Annotated in this window: 10 protein-coding genes; all 10 read right to left on the reverse strand. The window is 40.6% G+C overall.

What is annotated here, in order from left to right; translation table 11 throughout:
- Positions 1-9,346, reverse strand: a 9,346-nt coding sequence (locus tag HT679_RS11520; RefSeq protein ID WP_173212685.1) for a Rib/alpha-like domain-containing protein, incomplete at its 3' end; no start/stop codon positions are given.
- 466 nt (positions 9,347-9,812) lie between these two features.
- Complete coding sequence (locus HT679_RS02285; RefSeq protein ID WP_173212687.1) at positions 9,813-10,760, reverse strand: Rpn family recombination-promoting nuclease/putative transposase; 948 nt, start codon at positions 10,758-10,760, stop codon at positions 9,813-9,815.
- Between the two features lie 658 nt (positions 10,761-11,418).
- Positions 11,419-12,303 carry a PucR family transcriptional regulator gene (locus HT679_RS02290; RefSeq protein ID WP_173212689.1) on the reverse strand — a complete coding sequence of 295 codons (885 nt, stop codon included), beginning with the start codon at positions 12,301-12,303 and terminating at the stop codon, positions 11,419-11,421.
- 3 nt (positions 12,304-12,306) lie between these two features.
- Positions 12,307-12,693 (reverse strand): Mini-ribonuclease 3, encoded by a 387-nt coding sequence (locus HT679_RS02295; protein WP_000567927.1) that lies wholly within the window; start codon positions 12,691-12,693, stop codon positions 12,307-12,309.
- Entirely contained in the window at positions 12,686-14,029 is a 1,344-nt protein-coding gene (gene cysS / locus HT679_RS02300) for a cysteine--tRNA ligase (protein WP_173212691.1), read from the reverse strand. Before cysS ends, HT679_RS02295 begins: the two co-directional genes overlap by 8 nt.
- Before the next feature lie 82 nt (positions 14,030-14,111).
- Positions 14,112-14,996 (reverse strand): GNAT family N-acetyltransferase, encoded by an 885-nt coding sequence (locus HT679_RS02305; RefSeq protein WP_173212693.1) that lies wholly within the window; start codon positions 14,994-14,996, stop codon positions 14,112-14,114.
- 11 nt (positions 14,997-15,007) lie between these two features.
- The gene (gene cysE / locus HT679_RS02310; RefSeq protein WP_120164262.1) at positions 15,008-15,625 is read right to left on the reverse strand and encodes a serine O-acetyltransferase; all 618 of its coding nucleotides are present in this window, start codon (positions 15,623-15,625) and stop codon (positions 15,008-15,010) included.
- Between the two features lie 15 nt (positions 15,626-15,640).
- On the reverse strand, positions 15,641-17,854 hold the full coding sequence (gene pnp, locus HT679_RS02315; protein WP_000166424.1) for a polyribonucleotide nucleotidyltransferase: 2,214 nt from the start codon (positions 17,852-17,854) through the stop codon (positions 15,641-15,643).
- 349 nt (positions 17,855-18,203) lie between these two features.
- Entirely contained in the window at positions 18,204-19,070 is an 867-nt protein-coding gene (gene metF, locus HT679_RS02320) for a methylenetetrahydrofolate reductase [NAD(P)H] (protein WP_000089966.1), read from the reverse strand.
- A gap of 103 nt (positions 19,071-19,173) precedes the next feature.
- Entirely contained in the window at positions 19,174-21,423 is a 2,250-nt protein-coding gene (gene metE / locus HT679_RS02325) for a 5-methyltetrahydropteroyltriglutamate--homocysteine S-methyltransferase (RefSeq protein ID WP_173212695.1), read from the reverse strand.
- Between the last annotated feature and the right edge of the window lie 268 nt (positions 21,424-21,691).

A 21,691-nucleotide genomic window follows, 5' to 3' on the forward strand; every position in this document is an offset into this window, starting at 1 on the left:
CCGCTTTCGGCTGTGCATTGTGTTCAACAGTTGTTTCCGTAGCGGTTGGAGTAGCTCCTGCACTTTGTGGAGTGACATTGACAACTACATCTACTTCGTCCGTTGATGTGTCTGGATAAGTTACGATAACTTTTCCTTTCTTCGCTCCATGTGTGCCTGTATCTGGTGTCGCATCTGGCTTCCATGCATAACTTGTTCCTGCTGGCAAGGCGTCCTTGTTACCTATGCTATCTTCCGCTTTCGGCTGTGCATTGTGTTCAACAGTTGTTTCCGTAGCGGTTGGAGTATAATCATCTCTCTGTTTTCTCACTTCAACATAAAGAGTCAACTCATTACTTTCTCTTCCTTGGCTATCAGTAGTTTTTAAAGTAACTGTGTAAATGCCAGGAGCTGTTGCTTTTCCTGGTGTTTCTGTTAAACCAGATACGATTTCTATTGTTGATGAGCCGTATGGTTTATTATTCGCATCTGTCGCATTATCTTCTGCATCTGTTACTGTCACTAAATCTTTTAGTAAATCCGCTGTTAATGTCGTACCTGACTCATAAACTTTTCGATTAGCTTCAGTAGTTCCTTCTGTTCCTCTATGTGCTAGAACAGGCGCTGTATTCGTAACATTAGCGACTTTCCAGTTTCCAGCAGCCGTTGGGTCTTGTCCTGCTTCTGGTTGATATTCTACACGCAAACCTAGTCCTTTGCCGTAGGTTGCTGTATTATCCCCGTTAGCAGCTTCTTCTCTAATGTGAAGTTTCTTACCGTTACTTTCTTCATTAAGAGGAATAGTAATAATACTTTCTGCTGGATTAGTAGCGCTTGGAGTAGCTGTAATTGTTCCGACATATCCAGAAGCATCTGTCACCGTTGTATTATCAGCACGAGTTGCATCTGTGTGCCAAGTACCATCTGCGCCACGTACAAGAGTGATACTATTTGGTTTATCTCCTGTTTCCACACTGTTATGGAATCGTAATTCAACTCGTTTGGCATCATGTGGCACTGTAATATCAATATGCTTGCTACCAGCAATTGCAGGTGATACAGAATAAGCACCCATTGCAACTTCTTTTTCATCACTTGTAGTAGAGATTGTCATACCTGCAACCTTATTCTCTACTGTAATACCTGATGGTTTGGCAGTTTCTCCATTTTTAGCAACTGATTGGCGAAGTTTTACAGTGTCTGGAAGTTTAGCTGTCCATTTATCTCCGGTGATTGTCACTTCTCCAGTACGTGCACTTGATAAGACTGTATTATTCTCATCATTCAAATGGACTTCGACTACTTTATTAGGGGCGTCAAATCCACCTAATGTACCGCTTAGTGTACGACTTGTTGAAGTCACTGTTGCAGTATCAAAGGTTGGTTTTTGAGGAGTGACTTGTTCACTGTTGCTATTATTAGAAACTAAAGAATAAGCAGTTGGGACTTGGCTTGTTCCAGTATCCGTTTTTTCTGTTTTTTGATAAGTTCCTGAAACAACCACATTAGCTGTTAATCGTTGACCTAAATCTACCGTTCTCTTGTAATCATTTACAGTAAACGTTGTACTTCCTGTTCCATCTGCTACAGTTTTTTCTGCGACTACATTACCATCTGCATCTTTCAACTGTACTTTTACAGTTGAGCCTGTTGTCAACTGTGCAGTTGTTGGAAGATTGCTCACTGTAATCTCAGGTTTAGTTCCTGCCTTACCTTGGAATTGATTTGCAGTTAGTCTTGGTGCTTGTGGTTTGACAGTTAGAGTGACTTTAATGTCTTGATGCGTGTATAGATAACTACCATCACCGCGTAATTTAGCAACTTCCGACGTGTAATAAACATTAACATTTTCTTCACGCATTCCTATTGTAGTTTGAACTTTAGAAACTGGATTTGCAGAACTACTATATCCATTCCCCCAAGCTATCGCAGTTCTAGGTGGATTAGGTAATTTAGGATCGCTTAATTTAACATAATCACTAGCACTTGTTTTCTCAAATGGACTACCAACTATTGTTTCTACAGAATCCTTTCCATCCTCATACTTCGGTTCATTTCCATAAGTCTTGAACGTAACTGTTTTCTCAACAGTTCCTGCTCCATTTGGATAAGCTACAACGATAGTTTTAGTCGTTGTACCTGCTGTTGTGCTTGGGCTAGCTGGATTTCCATCTTTAAATGTAATAGCTGTACCATCTGGTTTATTTCCGCCTTCAAATTCTACATAAAAGTCCGGTTTAACAGTTGTTGTTCTTCCACCAGTTCCCGTTACAGCAGACGTCAATGGTTGTCCAACTATTTCATGGTATTCTGTCACTTCTTTGCCGTCTACCTTACGAAGTGTCACAGTTGGATATACCGTCACCGGAACATCTACTTCTGTCGAAGTATAACCATTCGCACTAACCATCACAGTTTTAGTCGTATTCCCCACTGCCGCTGTTGTTGGTTTGTTGCCATCTTTCCATGTTGCAGTTAAAGTAACCCCTTTAGGCATTTCCACAAAGTTACTTGGAGTGTCTACATTGTCGATTGTTCCGTCTTTAATCGCATAAATCGGCTTAGCTTTCACAGCAGCTATAGAGATTATTTTCTCAGCTTTATTCCCATTCTTATCTAGGACTCTTACTGTAACATCATGTTTAGCGGCTGAACTTAGTGTTCCTTTTATTGATTTTGTTGCTGAATCATAAGTTAGACCAGTTGCTCCTGTTGGTAAAGTAACCTTGATATTTGAATCGTCTACACCTACACCATCGTCTGATAACCCAAGAGAAAAATCAAATGTTTTTCCAACACCTACAAGCGTATTGTTTAAACCGATAGTTGGCTTATCTTGTTCGCCATTATTAGCATCCGCTTGATTACGATTACTTAAAACATCTTGTGCTGAATCAGTTGAACTCACACTTGTTCTATCTTTAACGATATAATCTTTCAGTGTAATTGCACCTGTATCACCATTTATAGTAACGCCAACTTTATCACCTTTTGTAATCGTCCATTTATTGTTAGCTCCCTTACTAGCAACAATCCTTGTAGCTGTATGCGTAGTTTTTGCGACATTTCCATTATCTTCTAATCGATTTGTGTCCGCTGGAGTGTACATCACTTCCACTTTATTGACATTGGTTTCATTCGCTGGAGTTACTGTAACATCACCGTTAGTTGCTGGAGTTACCGTTGGAGCTGTTGGCTTAACCTTAACCGTCACATCAATTGTCTTAGAAGATCTTACTTGAGTTGCGGCTGGTTGTGCATCATTACCTGATTGAGATACTGGTAACGTTACTCTTACTTTATAAGTTCTTACTCCCGGTGTATTTGTATCTGGAGTGCCTACCCATTCGTAAGTTGTTCCAGATGGTAAATCTTCCGAACCATCAACTTTTTTGACTGCAGCCTCAGCTTGATTAACAGTTAGAGCCGCTCCTTTATCCACTGTAACTCCATTACTATCAGTAATATCAAACACTTTATGAACAACTTGCTCTGTATATTCTAGATTACCTGTTGTTGGACTATTTGTAAAACGACCATAGTTATACTTACCACCAAATTCATAATTCGTCGTTCCAACTGAATCATTTGCAAGAGCTGCTGTGAATCCATCTCCAGGTTTTGTTGCTTTATCACTTCCTTTATAAATCCAAGTCATTCCATCAGGAATAGTTCCTCCATTATGATAATATACAGATGAATCTCCACTACGTGCTGTATCTGGATTTTTAAAATCATAAAGCGTACGAGCAATTGGGAATGTATTTAAAACTTTATAAGTTAAAGTAACTTTTTGAGTTCTATTTTCTCCGAAATTAACAGTCGCTTCTACCGTTTTTGTCTCTTCTTTTCCATTTCTTATACTGTTAGTTTCGAGAGCTGCTGTGACAGTTGCACCTTGTGGTAAATCTTGAAGCGTATTACCCTCTCGAACTTGAATAAATGTCTTCAAGTCACCTGTAGAAATACTTTCCCCACGTACAACATTAATTGTTTGACGCGCAACTAAGTTATATCCAACTCTAAAGAATCCAAGACTTGCACCATCACTGTTATCCTCGTGACTCTTATTACCAGAAGCATCTGTTGTTTTTGCATATACTTCATAGGTTGCTGAATTAACTTCTTTTTTCAAGTTATTAATAACATCCGTTTTTTCAACACCATTTTCGACAATCTGTACTTTAGTGTCACCTTTCTTAACCCACATATTTAATTTATTACGAACAGTATTACTTGAAGGATTTGTTACGTCATCCTTATCGTAGTTATCTGTCACTTTGGCTAAGCCAGCAAAAGAAGTATTATCTGCTAGGCGGCTTGCTTGAGCACTTGTAGTCGCTAAAGTATTTGAAGTCGAACGTTCAACTTGAGGAGCTGTTGGATCAACAGGTACAAAGTAAACATTAATCACATTTGTATTTTCAGCATTTGTAGTTCCACGATCTGCTAGTAATTCATTATTTGTATATTTCGGCATTAGATATAATTGTTTTCTTACAATTAACGAATTACCGTTTTTTCCTTTAACAACATTACTTAAAGTGATTGATGCTGCACCATTTGCTGCAGGTATAGTTTCACTTCCTAGAGTAGTCCCTACAATGTTACTATTATTTATGTCTCTACGATTATTCTCAACAAGCTTATTCGCAGTATTATCTACTTGCTCTCCTCCAGCATAATTTGATGGGTTTACTATATCCATAATATTGACAGGTTTATTGTTGTAATAAAAGTAACCTGTTCTACTATCACGTCTATAATTTTGCTGATTTCGTTCACCATTAACCTTATCACTGCCATTTACTGGATTTAGTGAAGCTTGCCCAGCAGTTTTATTCGCCTTAGGTATCGCAGTGAGTTTTTTCAATATTTCTCCTGTATTAATAATCCCCTCTCTCGAACCTGCTGTTGCATCAAATTTATAAATTAAACTCTTATGATCACTACTCCATTCAAATCCAGGATCTGTAGCTCGGTTAGGCAGTTTTGAATTGTCAGAAATTGAAACATCATAATCGTCACGAATATGTGCAAATCTTGTAACCACACCTGTCTTAGGATCAATTTGCAGTTCTGCGACTTTATTATCTCTTACAACCGCTGTGATTAAACCTGTTGCTGAAATATTAATATCATTAACACTCTTACCTTGTAATACACCATTTTTATTTGCTTCCAAGATTGCATGTTTAATCGCATTTTTTTCAGCTTCTGATAGTACACCGTTTCTATTCAAATCTTGTACTTGTACGATTTTTTTACCTTCAGCTAGATTATTAAGCGCAACTCTTCCAGTTACCCTAGCGCTATTACTACTATTCGAATTTACTGTATAAGAATTTGAATTTGAATTTCCTACTACTTTTACAACTGCATGAACTTGTTGCCCTTCTGTCAAGTTTGAAGAAAAATCTCCAGCAGAAAAAGTTGTCGAACCATTTCTCTCTGATACAGTCTTACTAGCAACTTTCGTATTTCCTTGATAAAGTTCAACCGTTACAGTTGCTCCGCTTTGTAATTGAATAGTTGTTGGAAGATTACTAACCGTTATTTCTGGTTTTCTTCCTGCTGTACCATAAAATTCTGTATTCGTTAATGTTGGAGTATTTGGACGAACGTTAAATTCAATCGTCCTTTCCAAGTAACCTCTTCTTGCTACTGGGCTAGTATCACCTGTTAGATCATTTGGGTTCGTTGGTAATTCTTTAGCCCTAGGATCATCAGGGAAATACGCTCTAGCCTTAACCGAGTGTTTACCAATCTTATCAAAAGAAACTGTTTCACTAAGATTTTTACCGTTTAAATAACGGAATTTCATGCCACTAGGGAAATAACTATCATTATGAACATTTTCTCCATCTGTTGTTCTTAAATAATTATTTGGATCTACACTATTTTCACCCAAACCTAAGACATCCGCACGAGTAGTAGCATTAACTTCTGTACCTCTATTTTCAAATTCTAAATCGACTACTTTCACCTTGAATTTAAGAGTAGCTTTATTCCCTTTATCTACACTTCCTGTCCCATCGTCTGAAACTTTTAATGTCACAACATGCTCACCAAGAGAAGCATCCGCAGCAACCTTTCCACTAATATTAACAGTTGCTTCATGCCCTTCTGTCGCTCCTGTTTTTTTAACAACAGGACCATTTTGCAGACTTACACCACTTGGCAATCCTGAACCTACTGTTAAATTAACATTCCCTTTTTCTCCATTATCAGAAACTTTAAGTGGAACATTAAAAGTAGCCCCTCTAAAAATAGTTACCTCTGGAATGCTAGTCTGATTTTCAGTCAAAACAGTTTCTGCATTATTAGACGGTTGAACAAACTTCACTTTCGGTGGTAATAAATCCTTCGGTTTTACTGTAATAGTTAATTCTTTCGGAGTTGAAGTCGCCGTAGTCCAGTTTTTACGCGGGCTATTATCTCTAGCTTTTATAGTGACTGTAAACCCAGTTGACGGATACTCGTATTCTCCATTAGCTTTTCTATTTAGTTTTAATGTAAGCAGTGCTGTAGCGTCTTGATCTTTTCCACTATAGTTAGTACCAGAGAATATTGTTGAACCATCATTATAACTTCCACCACTAATGCTGTAGTCAACGGTTTTGTTCTCTCCGACTACACTGAACTCACCAAAACCACTTCCACCTTTATTATCTTCAATTTTAACATTTAACTTGATTTCACCATTTACTTGATCTGCTAATAGAGTCAACTCTCCATTTGTGTTTCCTTGTTTCCATGTAGTTCCATCTTTAACACTAATTGTTGGTGGAGTTCTATCTTCATTTTTTGCTGTAGCTTCAGCTTCAACACTCAACGCTTCTCCGTTTGCTCGCGCTTGTGCTTTTACTTTTGTATTGTCAGCAACACTAGTTGCTGGAATAGTTACTAGCCCACTCTTTGAATTGATAGTAATAGAAGAATCGGAAGAAGAATCTTTAGAGACACTCCATATAGAAGTTCCTTCATTCTTGTTAGCAGTTATTGTTTTATTCGTATTTCTTTCATCAGTATAACTAATCCTCAAATAATTAGCGGAACCATTTGGAGTTACCGTTACAGAACCATCTTCTAAAGCATTAACTGTTGGTTTTTCAGTTTGTTTTAAAATATCACGTGTTGTTTCATCACTTGAGTCACTATTTCCAAAGTAAGATTTCGCCTTCACTGGCGTTCCAACTTTGACAGCATCTTTCTTGACAGTGAACGAATTTCCGGAAACTTCAATTCCATTATCATTACTTGACCAAGTTCCATCTTTGTGATTACGCGTTAAAGTTGCTGTCTTCTTGCTTTGATCAGAACCGATGTAAGAAATTTCCACCTTATCTGCTTTTTCGGTATTCGGTGTTACGGTAACTGTACCTACATTATTATCTGAAATTGTCGGAGCATTCGGCTTTTCTTGTAGCCCGTGTACCATGAAGTACATTTTACCAGATGAAAATTCATACGATCTCATACCAGCACCGTAATAAAGTGGGGCAAACTTATTATCTGTATGCGTCCTGTAAGAAATTGTTACAGTACCAGAACCATTATATTTTAAATAATATAATTGGTCACTATGCTCTTTTAACCCATCTATATTTCTAGTTGCTTTATTTTGAATAGCACTGGAAATAGCTGTATCTCTCATAGGTTGTCGAGTAAATTTATGAAAAGTTGGTCCTAAATAATAATATGCTGATGAAGACTGAGTTTCATTTGGTTTTGATTGAACCCTCTGAGTACTACCTATGATATAATTAGTTGCCGTAACGTCAGTTACACTATCAAAAGCTTCAGTAAAATGATGATTTTCAGCATTCCCATAGTCAGCTTCAGTCGCACTCAAATGTTCTTTTATCTTACTACGCCAGTCATCATTTAGTAAACCTCCACCATATGACTTACTACCTTGTGTTTTTCTGGTCACCGCAAGAGCATCTTTCATGATATGTCCCTTAGGCATAGTAAACCAGTAAAGAGCATTTTGATGCTCTTTATTATGTTCATTAAAAGTGACCGTCCAGATGTAGTCTCCTTCGACTCTAGGATCTTTTTTAACAGTTATCTTGGCTTCTTTTAAACCCTCCTCCACTGTTACTTGATTATCTTCTGTAGGTAATCTATCGACAGTACCTCTTCTCATTGCATACAAATAAGTTTCCGCAAGTAGACCAGAGCCATCTCCATTTTGAACAATATACGCTCTTTTTGTAGTAAGTGCTGTAGGGGTAGTTCTCAGGTCCGATCCTTGTTTCATTGGTTTGCTATTTCGCAAATCACGTTTACCAGAGTTTTCACGAGTAAGTGCTAAGGCAAGTTTCTTCTCAGCTTGCTTCCCTTTTTTGAGGAGTTCTTCAATTTCAGCTGGTGTTAACTGAGGTTGTGATACACTAGCTTCAATTGATTTAACAATTTCTTCCACTCCTTCTAAAAGTTTCTTAGTCTCAGGACGTGTGATTTCATTTGCCTGTATCAGATAGGAAGATAAATCTTTTGAAATCGTTTTCAATTTTTCTTTGTTCTGATTATCACTAACTTCTGACTGTGAAAGTTTAGTTGATGGAGTCCTAACTTCTCCATTAGTTGATGCTACAGGATTCTTCTCTAGGACTTTTGTAACAGCTTCCTTTGGAGTTAGTACAGTCCCCTCTGGAGCAGCCAGCCTAGTGTTTGTCAGACCTGCTTTTTCTAAAACTGGAGGAGTTGAAACTTGAGGTGACAAAGCTTCCCTGACCCGGCGAATCAGGTCTTCCATGAGTTTGACTTGCTCATCAACCTGTGCTTGCGTCGCTTTTGGATTCTCTAAGACCGCCTTAGCCTTTGCGAGACCTTCTTCCACTTCAGTGTGGAGAGCCTTCATAGAGTCTAAGGTCAGATTTGCCAACAAAGCTTCTAGGGTGCTTTGTGTCGATTTGGCTGCACTTGTGTCAGCTACTGGCGCTGACACTTCCTGATCCTTTTCCTTCGTCACTTGAGGAACTTCTGCGTTCTCATCTATCTTAGTCTCGGGCTGAGGACTTTTAACTTCAGCTTCTGATTCTTCTTGACTTCCTTCTTCAGTTTTAGCTTCTGGAGCGCTAGATTCTCCTGCTGATTTGAGCTCAACAGGCTGTTCAACTACTGCCTTTTTCTCAGGACTCTCCTCATCTGAGTCCTGTGGATCCCCATCTGAATTTCCAGAAAGTCCAGCAACTACATCACTAGCTGTTACTGGAGACACTGCCGGGGTCTGCGCTTGCACCCCATTCGCAAAGAACATCAGAGCCGCCACCGCAACGCTAGCAGCCCCAAAATGATATTTCCTTATTGAATAACGGTAAATTTTTTCACCATTATCATCACGATATGATTTTCTCATTATCTTACCTCTCGTTTTCCCTTTCTGGAGGTACCAAAAAATACCCCCCCTTAAATATTTTAGGTATTTAAAGAAAGGATATGTTTCTTTTTATTCCCACACTTGTCAAAAGACAAATTCCGAGATAGTATTATTATATCCTATTTTCGCAAATTTGAACAGCAAAACGCGAAGTTTTTAGCGGTCTCGTGGAGACGTTAAAAAAGTAATAAAAAAGCCGATATAACAGTATTTTCTTGCGGTTATATATATATATATATGCATACCCTTATCTATCAACCTTATTATGGATAATATTTTAAATTTAATATAAATAAAAAACAGACCTTATCTATAGAAAGATAAAATCTGACATTTTTTCTATATAAAATCAACAGAAGCATTCTGCTGAAAATCGTGAAATATGATGTAAGTTTCCTAGCACTCTGATAATATTTTGAGGGAAAAGCTAGATACATCCCCTAACTTACAAAAGCGCCTCAAACTCAGCGATAGTCATACCCAGTTGCTGACTGGCAACCTCAGGTACCAGAAGACCTTGACGAACGAGATTTAGTAGCATGAACAAACTTCCTTCAACTTTCCCACGTTCAAGTCCCTGTTCAACTCCCTCAGCTCGTCCACGCTCTAAACCCTCTGCACGACCACGTTCCAACCCTTTTTCCTCAGCTTGTTCCAAGGCATAGTCCTGTGCTAACAAGGCTTGTTCTTCGCGTCTGCGTTGTTCACTAAACATTCTCCTGTCCTCCTCGGACCAGCTCTTGTAGTCCAGCAGTTGGTCTGCCTGGCTGATGGCTCGCTCAGGTTGCTGGGTAAAGGGTTTATTCCCGAAAAACTCCAACCACGGCTTGCGAACCTCGTCTTTGCTGGTTTCTCTATATTTTTTTAATTCCAAGAACGCCATCTTAACCAGATGGTTTTCTTGTCCGTTATTTGTGATAGTTAAAACCTCACCTGTCGTATCTTCTCGCATACTAAAGCTGTGAAAAGCCAAATCGTCCGAGAAGTAGTTGCTATCTACAATTGCGATTGCGTAAACTGGTGCAATGTATTTGTAGCTCTGGTGTGTATCACCTTCTCGTTGACGGATTTTTTCAAGGTTTTGATTAACCTGACTGCACAGGTAAGCCCACAGGCGATTGATGAAAAAATTCTGATGATGAACCTGAATCTCAATGATAACCTGTGTCCCATTGTCCAACTCCGCCAAGACGTCTATACTGGTATAGAAATCCTGCGCTGAATAGGACATGGAAGGCAAGACGTGAATATTGCTTCCCTCCAAAATAGTTACATTTTTTGCTGGCAAGTCCAGCATATCGCGAATAAATTGACAAGTGATCTCTGGATTACTAAAAATCTTCTTAGCAACCAAGTCATTGGTTGGGCTAATGCCCGGATGTCTTAGAATCATCCTTTTCCTCCTTCTATTATAGCACATTTTTTAATCTAGGTTTGCTAGATTCACTGCTACTATCTATTTATTCGGAAAAGAAAGGAGAAAGTTAAAAATTTTTAGACTTCACAGGTTGAAATTTACATAAAAAAGCAGCTGATTCTTTTTTTGATTCTACCATATTTCTAGCGATTACTACTATAAATAGGATACATTCCAGTTTCTAGTAGAAAAGGACTCTGAAAAGCAAATAAAACCCAGTATTAGGAAGAGTTAAATCTTATCTGAAAATGACTAGCTCTCAAGCTATAGTTTTGTGTCTAGATATAAGTATCACTAAGAAAAACTCCATAAGTAAACATACCGAAATTGGATGTTCCTACTATTCGAAAACCTCTTCAAACTACGTCAACTTTGCCTTACCTACAGCTTCAAAAGGACGTTTTGAGTCATCTGCTGGTAGATTTATTCATTGATTTTCAATCTTCTAATACTAAACAAAAATCAAACAACTATAGTAAAATAACATAAAATTTGCATAAATAGATTAGGAAAATCAAAGCAACTTCTAAGAATGCTTTAGCAGTCACAGTGTACTTTCCCAGCCTCAATCCACTATAACTCTGCACATAAAAATGGAGAAGATGGCACTCCTCTTCTCCAAATATTAACTTCTTTACAAACCAACTATAGTTGACAAAGAACCTAAAATCAACTGATAACACAGGGTCAAGTCGGTCAATTCCTTCAATTGAAGCCCTGTCAATTCTTCCCATTTATCAATCTTGTATTGGAGAGAATTGCGGTGCAGATAGAGTTGCTGGGCTGTTTTTGTTAGGACAGCACTATTTTCCCAAAGGGAGAGAATGATTTCCTGAATCTGATCCTGGTCCAAAATCATCTGGTGCAGGCATTCCTTGATTGCCTTCAAGTCCACGAGTCTTTCTCCCATACTCCAAAGATAGAGCTGAGAAAAAGTATGAACGCCTTGGTGACCCTGACGCCACCAAGTCTTAAACAAATCCCGCTCCGCTTTGATTAAGTCTGATAGGGCTTGATGGCTTGTTTGAGACCAAACCTGACCCAACATGATAGAGAGACGCAGTCCAAAGTCATACTCAACCGCTTCAATCGTATCACTTAAAATAGCTCGTACAGATGTGTATTTGTCTTGTTGCAGCACGAAAACATAGTCCTGAGCTCCGACCTGAATCACCGTCTGACAATTGGGAAAAAGAGTCCGCATCATATCTAGCCAAGAAGCTAGATTTTCCTGCTGAAAATAGGAAAGATGGCAATAAACCAACTGAATCTTTTTAAAAGTTTTCGGTGCCTGTCCCTTCCCCTCAATCAGATAAGAATACCAAGGATTGAGCGAACGAGCCTGCTCCTGCTGGGTCAAAAGAGCAACCAACTGCTTTTCACGCTCACTGAGCCCAGCTTCCTCCAGCAAAATCCACTGTTGAGAAGCTAAAGGAAGAGTGAGATAACCCTCTTTCTCTACTGGTTGGTCTGAAATCTGAGCTTCAGGAAACCAGTCTTGTAGTTCTTTTGCCATCATGTCCTAGCCCTCCACTTTTTGGATGCACCACGAAATCAAGCTCTCAAGACGTTCCAGATTTTCAGTCATATGGAGATAGCCCATCACGGCTTCAAAACCTGTGGACATACGGTAAGTCACCACATCGGCATTTTTGGCCTTGGTGTGGCTATTGGTATTACGACCACGTTTGTAGATTTCTTCTTCTTTTTCCGTCAGGACTTGCTCCTCTAACATAAGGGAAATCAGGCGAGCCTGAGCTTTGGCTGAGACATACTTGGTCGCTTCTTGATGGAGTTTATTGGGTTTGGTCATACCTTTTAGAATGAGGTGACGACGTATATACATAGAATACACCGCATCCCCCTCAAAAGCTAACGCAATCCCGTTAATGAGATTGACATCAATCACGTGTCCACCTCACTCCATCTTTGGTGTCAAGGAGCTTAATCCCTTGAGCAGCCAATTGATCACGGATCTGGTCCGCTATTGCAAAGTCACGATTGGCACGCGCTTCTTGGCGTTTTTGAATCAAGGCTTCAATCTCTGCATCCAAAACTTCCTCAACAAAGACAATTCCAAAAACTTCCAACATATCCGCAAGAGCTTGCTTGACACTTGCATCATAGTTGCCGGAATTGATCCACTTGGCCATTTCAAAGACGACTGTGATGCCATTGGCAGAGTTGAAATCCTCATCCATTGCTGCTACAAACTTATCTTTAAAGGCCTGTAACTCTTGAGCATCTACAGTTCCAGTAAACGGTTTCTCGTAAGTATTTTTAAGATACTTGAGATTGGTCTCAGCATCACGCACTGCTTTTTCCGTAAAGTTGATAGGCTTGCGGTAATGCTGAGTCGCAAAGAAGAAACGAAGCACTTGCCCATTAAGAGTTTTAAGGGCATCGTGTACGGTGATAAAGTTCCCCAAAGACTTGGACATCTTGACATTGTCAATATTGACAAAGCCATTGTGCATCCAGTAGTTGGCAAAGGTCTTGCCTGTTTTTGCTTCTGACTGAGCAATTTCATTGGTATGATGCGGAAACTCCAGATCGGCTCCGCCACCGTGGATATCAATGGTATCGCCCAAAATCTCTGTTGACATGACCGAACACTCAATATGCCAGCCTGGGCGACCAGGTCCCCAAGGACTGTCCCAAGAAATCTCGCCTGATTTGGCAGCTTTCCAGAGGGCAAAGTCTACAGGATTTTCCTTACGAGCCGTTTCTTCATCGGTACGACCTGAAGCCCCCAGCTCCAAATCTTCTAAGGTTTTATTGGCCAACTTGGCATAATTGTGGGATTTTTCCACACGGAAATAAACATCCCCTTGACTCTCGTAGGCAAAACCTTTTTCAATCAAGTCTTCCACAAAGCGGATAATGTCAGCCATAAACTCCACCACACGCGGATGGCGAGTTGCAGGCTTCACGCCTAAGGCCGTCACATCCTCACGAAAGGCAGCGATATACTTGTCCGCAACCTCCTGAGGTGTGATACCCTCTTCCTTGGCACGGTTGATAATCTTATCATCCACGTCCGTAAAATTGGAAATATAGGCAACCTCGTACCCACGGTACTCAAAATAACGACGAATAGTATCAAAAGCCACCGTTGAACGGGCATTCCCCACGTGGATATAGTTGTACACGGTTGGCCCGCAAACATATATCTTTACTTTGCCGTCCTCAATCGGGACAAATTCTCGCAAATCACGAGACATGGTGTCGTAGATTTTAATCATAAAATAATAGTCAGGAAAGCCAAAATCCGAGAACAGTTAGTTTCATCACTAAGAGTTCAAGTAAATTTCAGTCCGAATCTCTCTACACTTCGGAATCCCTTGCTCCTTTCTCATTCAGATAAACCACCTGGGTCTGTTTGACAAAGCCAATTTTTTCATACAAACGTTTGGCACCTACATTGCTATCTTCCACTGCAATCTGAAATTCCTTATCATTTTGCTCAATTAGTTGGTTGACAAGGGATTTTGCTAAGTAGCTTCCATAGCCTTTTCCACGTTCAGGTTCCGATATTGCTAAACCGTAGAAGTAATTCGTATCGCTCGATAAATCAACCGTGCAAGTTCCAATAACCTGACCGTCTTTTAATAAAATATATAGGCGGCTTTCTGGATCTTTCAGAGCTTCAGCGACATATCTATCTACAACTTCTCTAGACTCATGTTCCTCTGAGAATGCCTGAAATTTTAATTGACCAATTTGATCCTGATGCGAACTATCTGCTAACAAAACTTCAAGATGGGAAAGCTTTGCTAACGGATAAGGTCTTCTATCCTTACCTAACCAAGTTTCTGTCTCTTCATCCTCGACCAATCCCCAGTTGCTAACAAAATTAGGATGGCGGTCTAGAAAAACACGCTCTGTCTGAAAAGTGACTGAACAAATAGAGAAAGAAGCTGTTTCTCTCTCAAAACTAGTAAACAATGCACGCGCAATTCCCTGACGGCGATAATTGGGATGAACCAGTATCGTCACTTCTACATCTTGATCATCTGCATAGACAGTTAATAAACCAACAAGTTCGCCTTTTTCATAATAAAGGAAAAAGGCGGGCATGTTTGGGTCAAAATTAAGCATGTTAGAAAGATAGGGATCACGATAGGTACCGTCATAGTTTTGGCAACAGTTAATTAGTTTTTTCGCCTCAGATAGCTCCTCTTGGCTTAACTTGTTTCTTGCTTGAATCATATAGGTATCCTCTACAACCCAGACGATCTGTGACTGGCTTCTTTAGCCTGCTCAAGTTTATTGACGTAGTATTCTCGTTTTTCTTCGACTTCGTGAATGACCGGTTCATCCTTTTTACCATGAAGGCGGACAATCTTAGCCGGAATACCGACTACTGTCACATCACTAGGTACGTCTGCCACGACAACTGCTGCTGCACCAACCTTGGCATTTTCACCGATTTCTACAGGTCCAATAACTTGGGCATGGGCTGATATGAGAGCTCCCTTTCGTACAGTCGGATGGCGTTTGCCACAGTCTTTCCCTGTTCCACCAAGAGTCACTCCGTGGTAAAGCATAACACCTTTTTCAACAATAGCAGTCTCTCCGATAACCAGGCCTGAACCATGGTCAATAAAGACTCCAGAGTCGATTTGGGCACCTGGATGAATCTCAATCTGAGTCCAAAAGCGCCAAAACTGACTGTGCATACGAGCCAAGAGTTTGAAGCCATGCTTCCAGAGAAAATGCGAGAGACGGTGGGCCGCCAAGGCCTTGACACCTGGATAAGTCAGCAAAACCTCTAAAGTGGTGCGGGCCGCTGGATCATTTTCTTTTACGATATCAATGGTTTCGCGCCACCATCCCATACATTTCTCCTTTTCTTATTCTGAATCTTTTGGTGTTTCTGTAAATTCTTTCTTAGGTTTGTGATCCTTGTGATGACGTGGGCGGTGAGGACGCTCTGATTTTTCACCTTTTTCATCACGTTCAGGTTTTGGAGGACGAGGAAGAAGGGCTTTCATAGAAGCATCCACACGTCCTTTTTCATCAATCTTGATAACCTTAACATCAACTTCGTCTCCGATGGCTACCAAGTCTTCGACATTATTGGTACGCGTCCAAGCCATTTCAGAAATGTGAACGAGGGCATCTGTCTTGTCAAAGAGGTTGACAAAGGCACCAAATTTCTCGATACGAACGACTTTAGCACGGTAAACTTCATCCACTTTGGCTTCACGAACCAAACCAGCAATAATCTCTTTAGCACGGTTAATAGCATCTTGGTCGCTAGAGTAGATAGACACATTTCCTTCTTCGTCGATATCAATCTTAACGCCTGTTTCAGCGATAATCTTGTCGATGGTTTCTCCACCCTTACCGATGACAATCTTAATCTTGTCCACATCAATCTTGATGGTATCAATTTTCGGAGCAGTTGGAGCCAATTCTGGACGAACTTCTGGAATGGTTGCTTCAATCACATCAAGAATTTCAAAACGGGCTTTCTTGGCTTGGGCAAGAGCCTCAGTCAAGATTTCTGCTGTAATCCCTTGGATCTTGATATCCATTTGAAGGGCTGTAATCCCGTCACGAGTACCTGCAACCTTGAAGTCCATGTCTCCAAAGTGGTCTTCCAAACCTTGGATATCTGTCAAGACTGTATAGTTGTTTCCATCTGAGATGAGACCCATGGCAATCCCTGCTACTGGCGCCTTGATTGGCACACCACCAGCCATAAGGGCAAGCGTTCCCGCACAGATAGAGGCTTGAGAAGAAGAACCATTTGATTCCAAGACTTCTGCCACCAATCGGATAGCATATGGGAATTCTTCCAAACTTGGCAAGACTTGAGCAAGAGCACGCTCACCAAGAGCACCGTGACCGATTTCACGACGACCTGGCGCACCGTAACGACCAGTTTCCCCTACAGAGTATTGTGGGAAGTTATAATGGTGCATAAAGCGTTTCTTATACTCTGGATCCAAACCATCAATGATTTGAGTTTCTCCCATCGGAGCCAAGGTCAAGACTGAAAGAGCCTGAGTTTGTCCACGAGTAAAGAGACCGGAACCGTGCACACGAGGAAGGAAGTCAACAACCGCATCCAAAGGACGGATTTCATCAACCTTACGACCATCAGGACGTACCTTATCTTCTGTGATCAAACGGCGCACTTCAGCGTGTTCCATTTGTTCCAAGATTTCAGCCACATCACGCATGATACGGTCAAATTCTTCGTGGTCCGCATATTTTTCTTCGTAAACAGCAGTTACTTGGTCCTTAACTGCTTGAGTTGCAGCTTCACGAGCCAATTTTTCTTCTACTTGGACCGCTTTTTGGAGGTCGCTGTTGTAGGCTGCGATGATTTCAGCTTGCAAGTCAGCATCCACATGAAGCAATTCTACTTCTGCTTTTTCTTTACCAACAGCTGCAACGATTTCTTCTTGGAAGGCAATCAATTCTTTGACTGCTTCATGCCCTTTAAGGAGAGCTTCCAGCATGATTTCTTCTGACAATTCTTTAGCACCAGACTCAACCATGTTGATGGCATGTTTGGTACCAGCTACTGTCAATTCAAGGAGAGATTGCTCTGCTTGTTCTTGCGTAGGGTTGATAATGATTTGACCATCTACATAGCCCACTTGTACCCCAGCGATTGGGCCGTCAAATGGAATATCTGAAATGGAAAGTGCCAAGGATGAACCAAACATAGCAGCCATTGGTGCAGAAGCATTTTCATCATAAGAAAGCACAGTGTTGATGACTTGTACTTCATTACGGAAACCTTCCGCAAACATAGGACGGATTGGACGGTCAATCAAACGCGCTGTCAAAGTCGCATCCGTTGAAGGACGTCCTTCACGTTTCATAAAGCCACCAGGAAATTTCCCAGCCGCATACATTTTTTCTTCATAGTTGACTTGGAGAGGGAAGAAGTCCCCAGTTGCCATCTTCTTAGACATCACGGCAGCAGTCAAGACAGTTGACTCACCGTAACGCACGACAACAGAGCCATTTGCCTGCTTAGCAACCTGACCAGTCTCTACAATTAACTCACGACCCGCAAAAGTCGTTTGAAACACTTGTTTTGTCATTTTAATCCCCTTTGGATTGATGAAATTATACGCCTTGCCTACAAAAATCAAGATACTAAGGGCGTGAAGAATCCCGTATGAAAATAGGAGATTGACGCAGTGTACCATGTACACCAGGAAATCTATCTTTTTCACTAGGGATTTAGCCCGTGTTCAATTACTCAAGATACAAATCATTAGAAAGGTTTGATGCTAAGCCTTCAGTTTAAATTCATTGTATTATTTAATACCCTCATCTTTGTATCAAGTACGTACAGAGTCTATTTTATCATATTTTTCTTAAAAAGTGCGGTCTTTACCATGAAAAAGGAACCATTCCCCTCACTTGAGAAGAATGGTTTGCTTTTTATTATCCTAGAGACTGATGATTAAACAAGGCATGGGTCGCTTGGTGGATGTATTTTGCTGTATCCGCATTGTTCATGGTGTAGAGATGCACACCAGCCACATCCTGAGTTACCAAGTCCACGATTTGGTCCACTGCATAGGCAAGTCCTGCTGCTCTGAGCGACTCAGGGTCATGCTCATACTTGTCTAAGATGGCTTTAAATTTACGTGGAAGGTGGATATTCTCACAAGTCTTCAAGAGGCGGAGAGCCTGATTTCGATTCAGAATTGGCATAATCCCTGCATGAATGGGAACATCAATCCCAGCCAAGATGCACTTGTCTTGGAAATCATAGAAACGCTCATTGTCAAAGAAAAGCTGGGTTACAAGGCTCGAACAACCTGCATCTACTTTCTTCTTAAGATTTTGAATATCTGAAATCTGATTTGGCGAATCCGGGTGACCTTCTGGATAACAAGCACCAACAATATCAAAGTGAGGAGCTTGTTCCTTGATGAACTCAATCAAGTCAGTTGCGTAGCGGAAATCCTTTTGAGGTTCCACATCAGGAATAATATCCCCACGAAGAGCCAAGATTTTCTGCACCCCAACCTTGTCCAAGTCGGCAATCGTTTCAGCAACCTTGTCCTTAGTCAAATAGATGGCTGGCAAGTGAGCAATAGTCGGAATCGCCAAGTCATTTTGGATAAAGTCAGCCAAACGAACCGTCGTTTCCTTGATATTAAATTTATTATTGCTAGCAGTTACACTGATAAAGTGAGGAGCCAACTCCTGCATATCTTGAAGAGCAGAAATAATGTTATCATTACCCACGGCTGGGTTTGGAGGGAACACTTCAAATGAGAGTGACGGTGTTTGGCGTGACATAGTCATTATCCTTTTCTAGTTGATTTTTTTCGTTAGCTGAATTCCTAGAATCCAAGTGAAACAGGCAGATTGATCAAACAGCGCTTCTTGAGAAATCCTTATCTTACAATTTCTCACGCGCAGCTTTAGCTGCTTCAACAAGGCGGATCAAGCTTTCTTTTGTTTCTGGAATACCACGTGTTTTCAAACCACAGTCAGGGTTGATCCAAACTTTCTTGCTTGGCACTTTAGCAAGGATGGCTTCGATTGTGTGGTCGATTTCGCCTTCATTTGGCACACGAGGTGAGTGGATATCGTAAACCCCAGGTCCCACTTCTGTTTGGAAGTTTTTCGCTTTGAGTTCGTCCAAGATTTCAAGGTTTGAACGACTAGCTTCAAAGGAAATAACGTCTGCATCCATGTTATCGATAGCTGGGATGATATCTGTAAATTCTGAGTAACACATGTGAGTGTGGATTTGTGTGTCTGGCGCTACTGTTGAGTGTACCAAGCGGAAGGCAGGAATTGCCCAGTCAAGGTAGTCTTCGTACCAGTCGCTACGACGGAGTGGCAATTTCTCACGAAGAGCAGCCTCATCGATTTGGATGATCTTCACACCAGCAGCTTCAAGGTCAAGTACTTCATCCTTGATGGCAAGGGCGATTTGAAGAGTAGAATCCTTGATAGAGATGTCTTCACGTGGGAATGACCAGTTGAGGATGGTAACAGGTCCAGTCAACATACCTTTAACAGGTTTGTTTGTACGGCTTTGTGCATAGCTAGACCATTTAACAGTGATAGGGTTGAGACGAGTGACATCACCCCAGATGATTGGTGGTTTCACTCCACGCATACCGTATGATTGTACCCAACCATTTTTAGAGAAGAGGTAACCTGACAAGTTTTGACCGAAGTACTCAACCATGTCATTACGCTCAAATTCACCGTGAACAAGGACATCAAAGTCAATATCTTCTTGCCATTTGATCCATTCATCGATCGTTTCAGCAAGGAAAGCATCGTACTCTTCTTGAGACAATTCATCTTTACGGTAAGCCAAACGTTTAGCACGAACTTCTTTAGTTTGAGGGAATGAACCGATAGTAGTTGTTGGAAGAGCTGGAAGTTTGAAAGCTTCTTCTTGGATGGCTTCACGTTCTGCAAAGGCTGGCAAACGAGTGTAGTCTGCATCCGTCAATCCAGCGATACGAGCACGAAGCTCCGCATTTTCACCAACACGCTCAGTCGCAAAGAGTTCTTTGTTAGCTGCAAGTGCTTCTTCACCTTGACCATTGCGGATAGCATCCAAATCACGAATCTCATCCAATTTTTCAACTGCAAAGGCAAAGTGGTTCAAGATTGCTGGCTCAAATTCTTCATTAGCAGTTGTAAATGGTACATGAAGAAGTGAGCATGAGCTTGTCAATACGATGTTTTCAGCTGGGATTTGCTCAAGAACAGCCAAGCTCTTTTCGTAGTTGTTACGCCAGATATTTTTACCATTGACAATACCTGCATAGAGAGTCTTGTCAGCTGGGAAGCCACCTTTAACGAGTTCAAGAGTTTTCTTACCTTCAACGAAGTCCAAACCGATAGCATCTACTGGCAAGTTTACAAGGTCAGCGTAAACGTCACGAACGTCACCGAAGTAAGTTTGAAGCAAGACTTCAAGACCTTTTTTGTCAGCCAAGAGTTTGTTGTAGAGGTTCAAGAAGAGAGCTTTTTCTTCAGCTGTCAAATCTTTGACAAGAGCAGCTTCATCCAATTGGATACGAGTCGCACCAAGTTCTGCCAATTTAGCAAAAACTTCTTGGTAAGCAGCCACTAAGCTATCTACGAAGTCTTCTGCTTTCACACCTTCTTCAAAGTCTGACAATTGAAGGAAAGTGAATGGACCTACAAGGACAGGACGAGTGTTCAATCCAAGTTCTTTGGCTTCTTGGAACTCATCAAAAATCTTGTGACCTGCAAGTTTAACTTGAGTATCTTTTTCAAATTTAGGAACGATGTAGTGGTAGTTAGTGTTGAACCATTTCTTCATTGGAAGGGCGCGAACGTCCCCTTTTTCTCCTTGGTAACCACGACCCAAAGCGAAGTAGCGCTCAAGGTCAGACAAGTCCAAGTTTTGAACTGAAGCAGGTACCACGTTGAAAAGGAAAGCTGCATCTAGGAAGTTGTCATAGTGAGAAAAGTCATTTGATGGAATTTCAGTGATTCCTTTTTCTTTGACGATGTTCCAGTGTTTAGCACGCAATTCTTTTGCTGCTGCCAAGAGTTCTTCTTCTGAGATTTCTTTTCTAAAGTATTTTTCAGTTGTAAATTTTAATTCGCGGAATTCGCCCAAACGAGGGAAACCGATGATTGTAGTTGACATGATGTGTCCTCCAAAATTTGTTGTTGAAACTATCTTAACAGAAAAGAAATCATCTGTATAATTGTAAAAAATTAGGCTTTGATATAGTTTGAAACTATATCTCTGTTTTAAACAAAAGAAAAAGACTTGAAACAAATGCCTCAAATCCTTTGTGTAGCTTGTTTTTTAACTATATTTCCGTTAGACTGGCCAAACGCGTTATTAGTAATTCTTATAAGTGACTATGACTTGTTATTAGAAAAGACTATAATACTCTTCGAAAATCAAA

Origin of the sequence: Streptococcus sp. 4886 (genome assembly GCF_013276485.1) — a bacterium.
In the GTDB taxonomy this organism is placed as follows: Bacteria; Bacillota; Bacilli; order Lactobacillales; family Streptococcaceae; genus Streptococcus.

What these genes read in the sequence shown, in the direction of transcription:
- HT679_RS02285 (WP_173212687.1), bottom strand. Translation starts at nt 10,760, where the DNA reads ATGATTCTAAGACATCCGGGCATTAGCCCAACCAATGACTTGGTTGCT.
- HT679_RS02290 (WP_173212689.1), bottom strand. Translation starts at nt 12,303, where the DNA reads ATGATGGCAAAAGAACTACAAGACTGGTTTCCTGAAGCTCAGATTTCA.
- cysS (WP_173212691.1), bottom strand. Translation starts at nt 14,029, where the DNA reads ATGATTAAAATCTACGACACCATGTCTCGTGATTTGCGAGAATTTGTC.
- HT679_RS02305 (WP_173212693.1), bottom strand. Translation starts at nt 14,996, where the DNA reads ATGATTCAAGCAAGAAACAAGTTAAGCCAAGAGGAGCTATCTGAGGCG.
- cysE (WP_120164262.1), bottom strand. Translation starts at nt 15,625, where the DNA reads ATGGGATGGTGGCGCGAAACCATTGATATCGTAAAAGAAAATGATCCA.
- pnp (WP_000166424.1), bottom strand. Translation starts at nt 17,854, where the DNA reads ATGACAAAACAAGTGTTTCAAACGACTTTTGCGGGTCGTGAGTTAATT.
- metF (WP_000089966.1), bottom strand. Translation starts at nt 19,070, where the DNA reads ATGTCACGCCAAACACCGTCACTCTCATTTGAAGTGTTCCCTCCAAAC.
- metE (WP_173212695.1), bottom strand. Translation starts at nt 21,423, where the DNA reads ATGTCAACTACAATCATCGGTTTCCCTCGTTTGGGCGAATTCCGCGAA.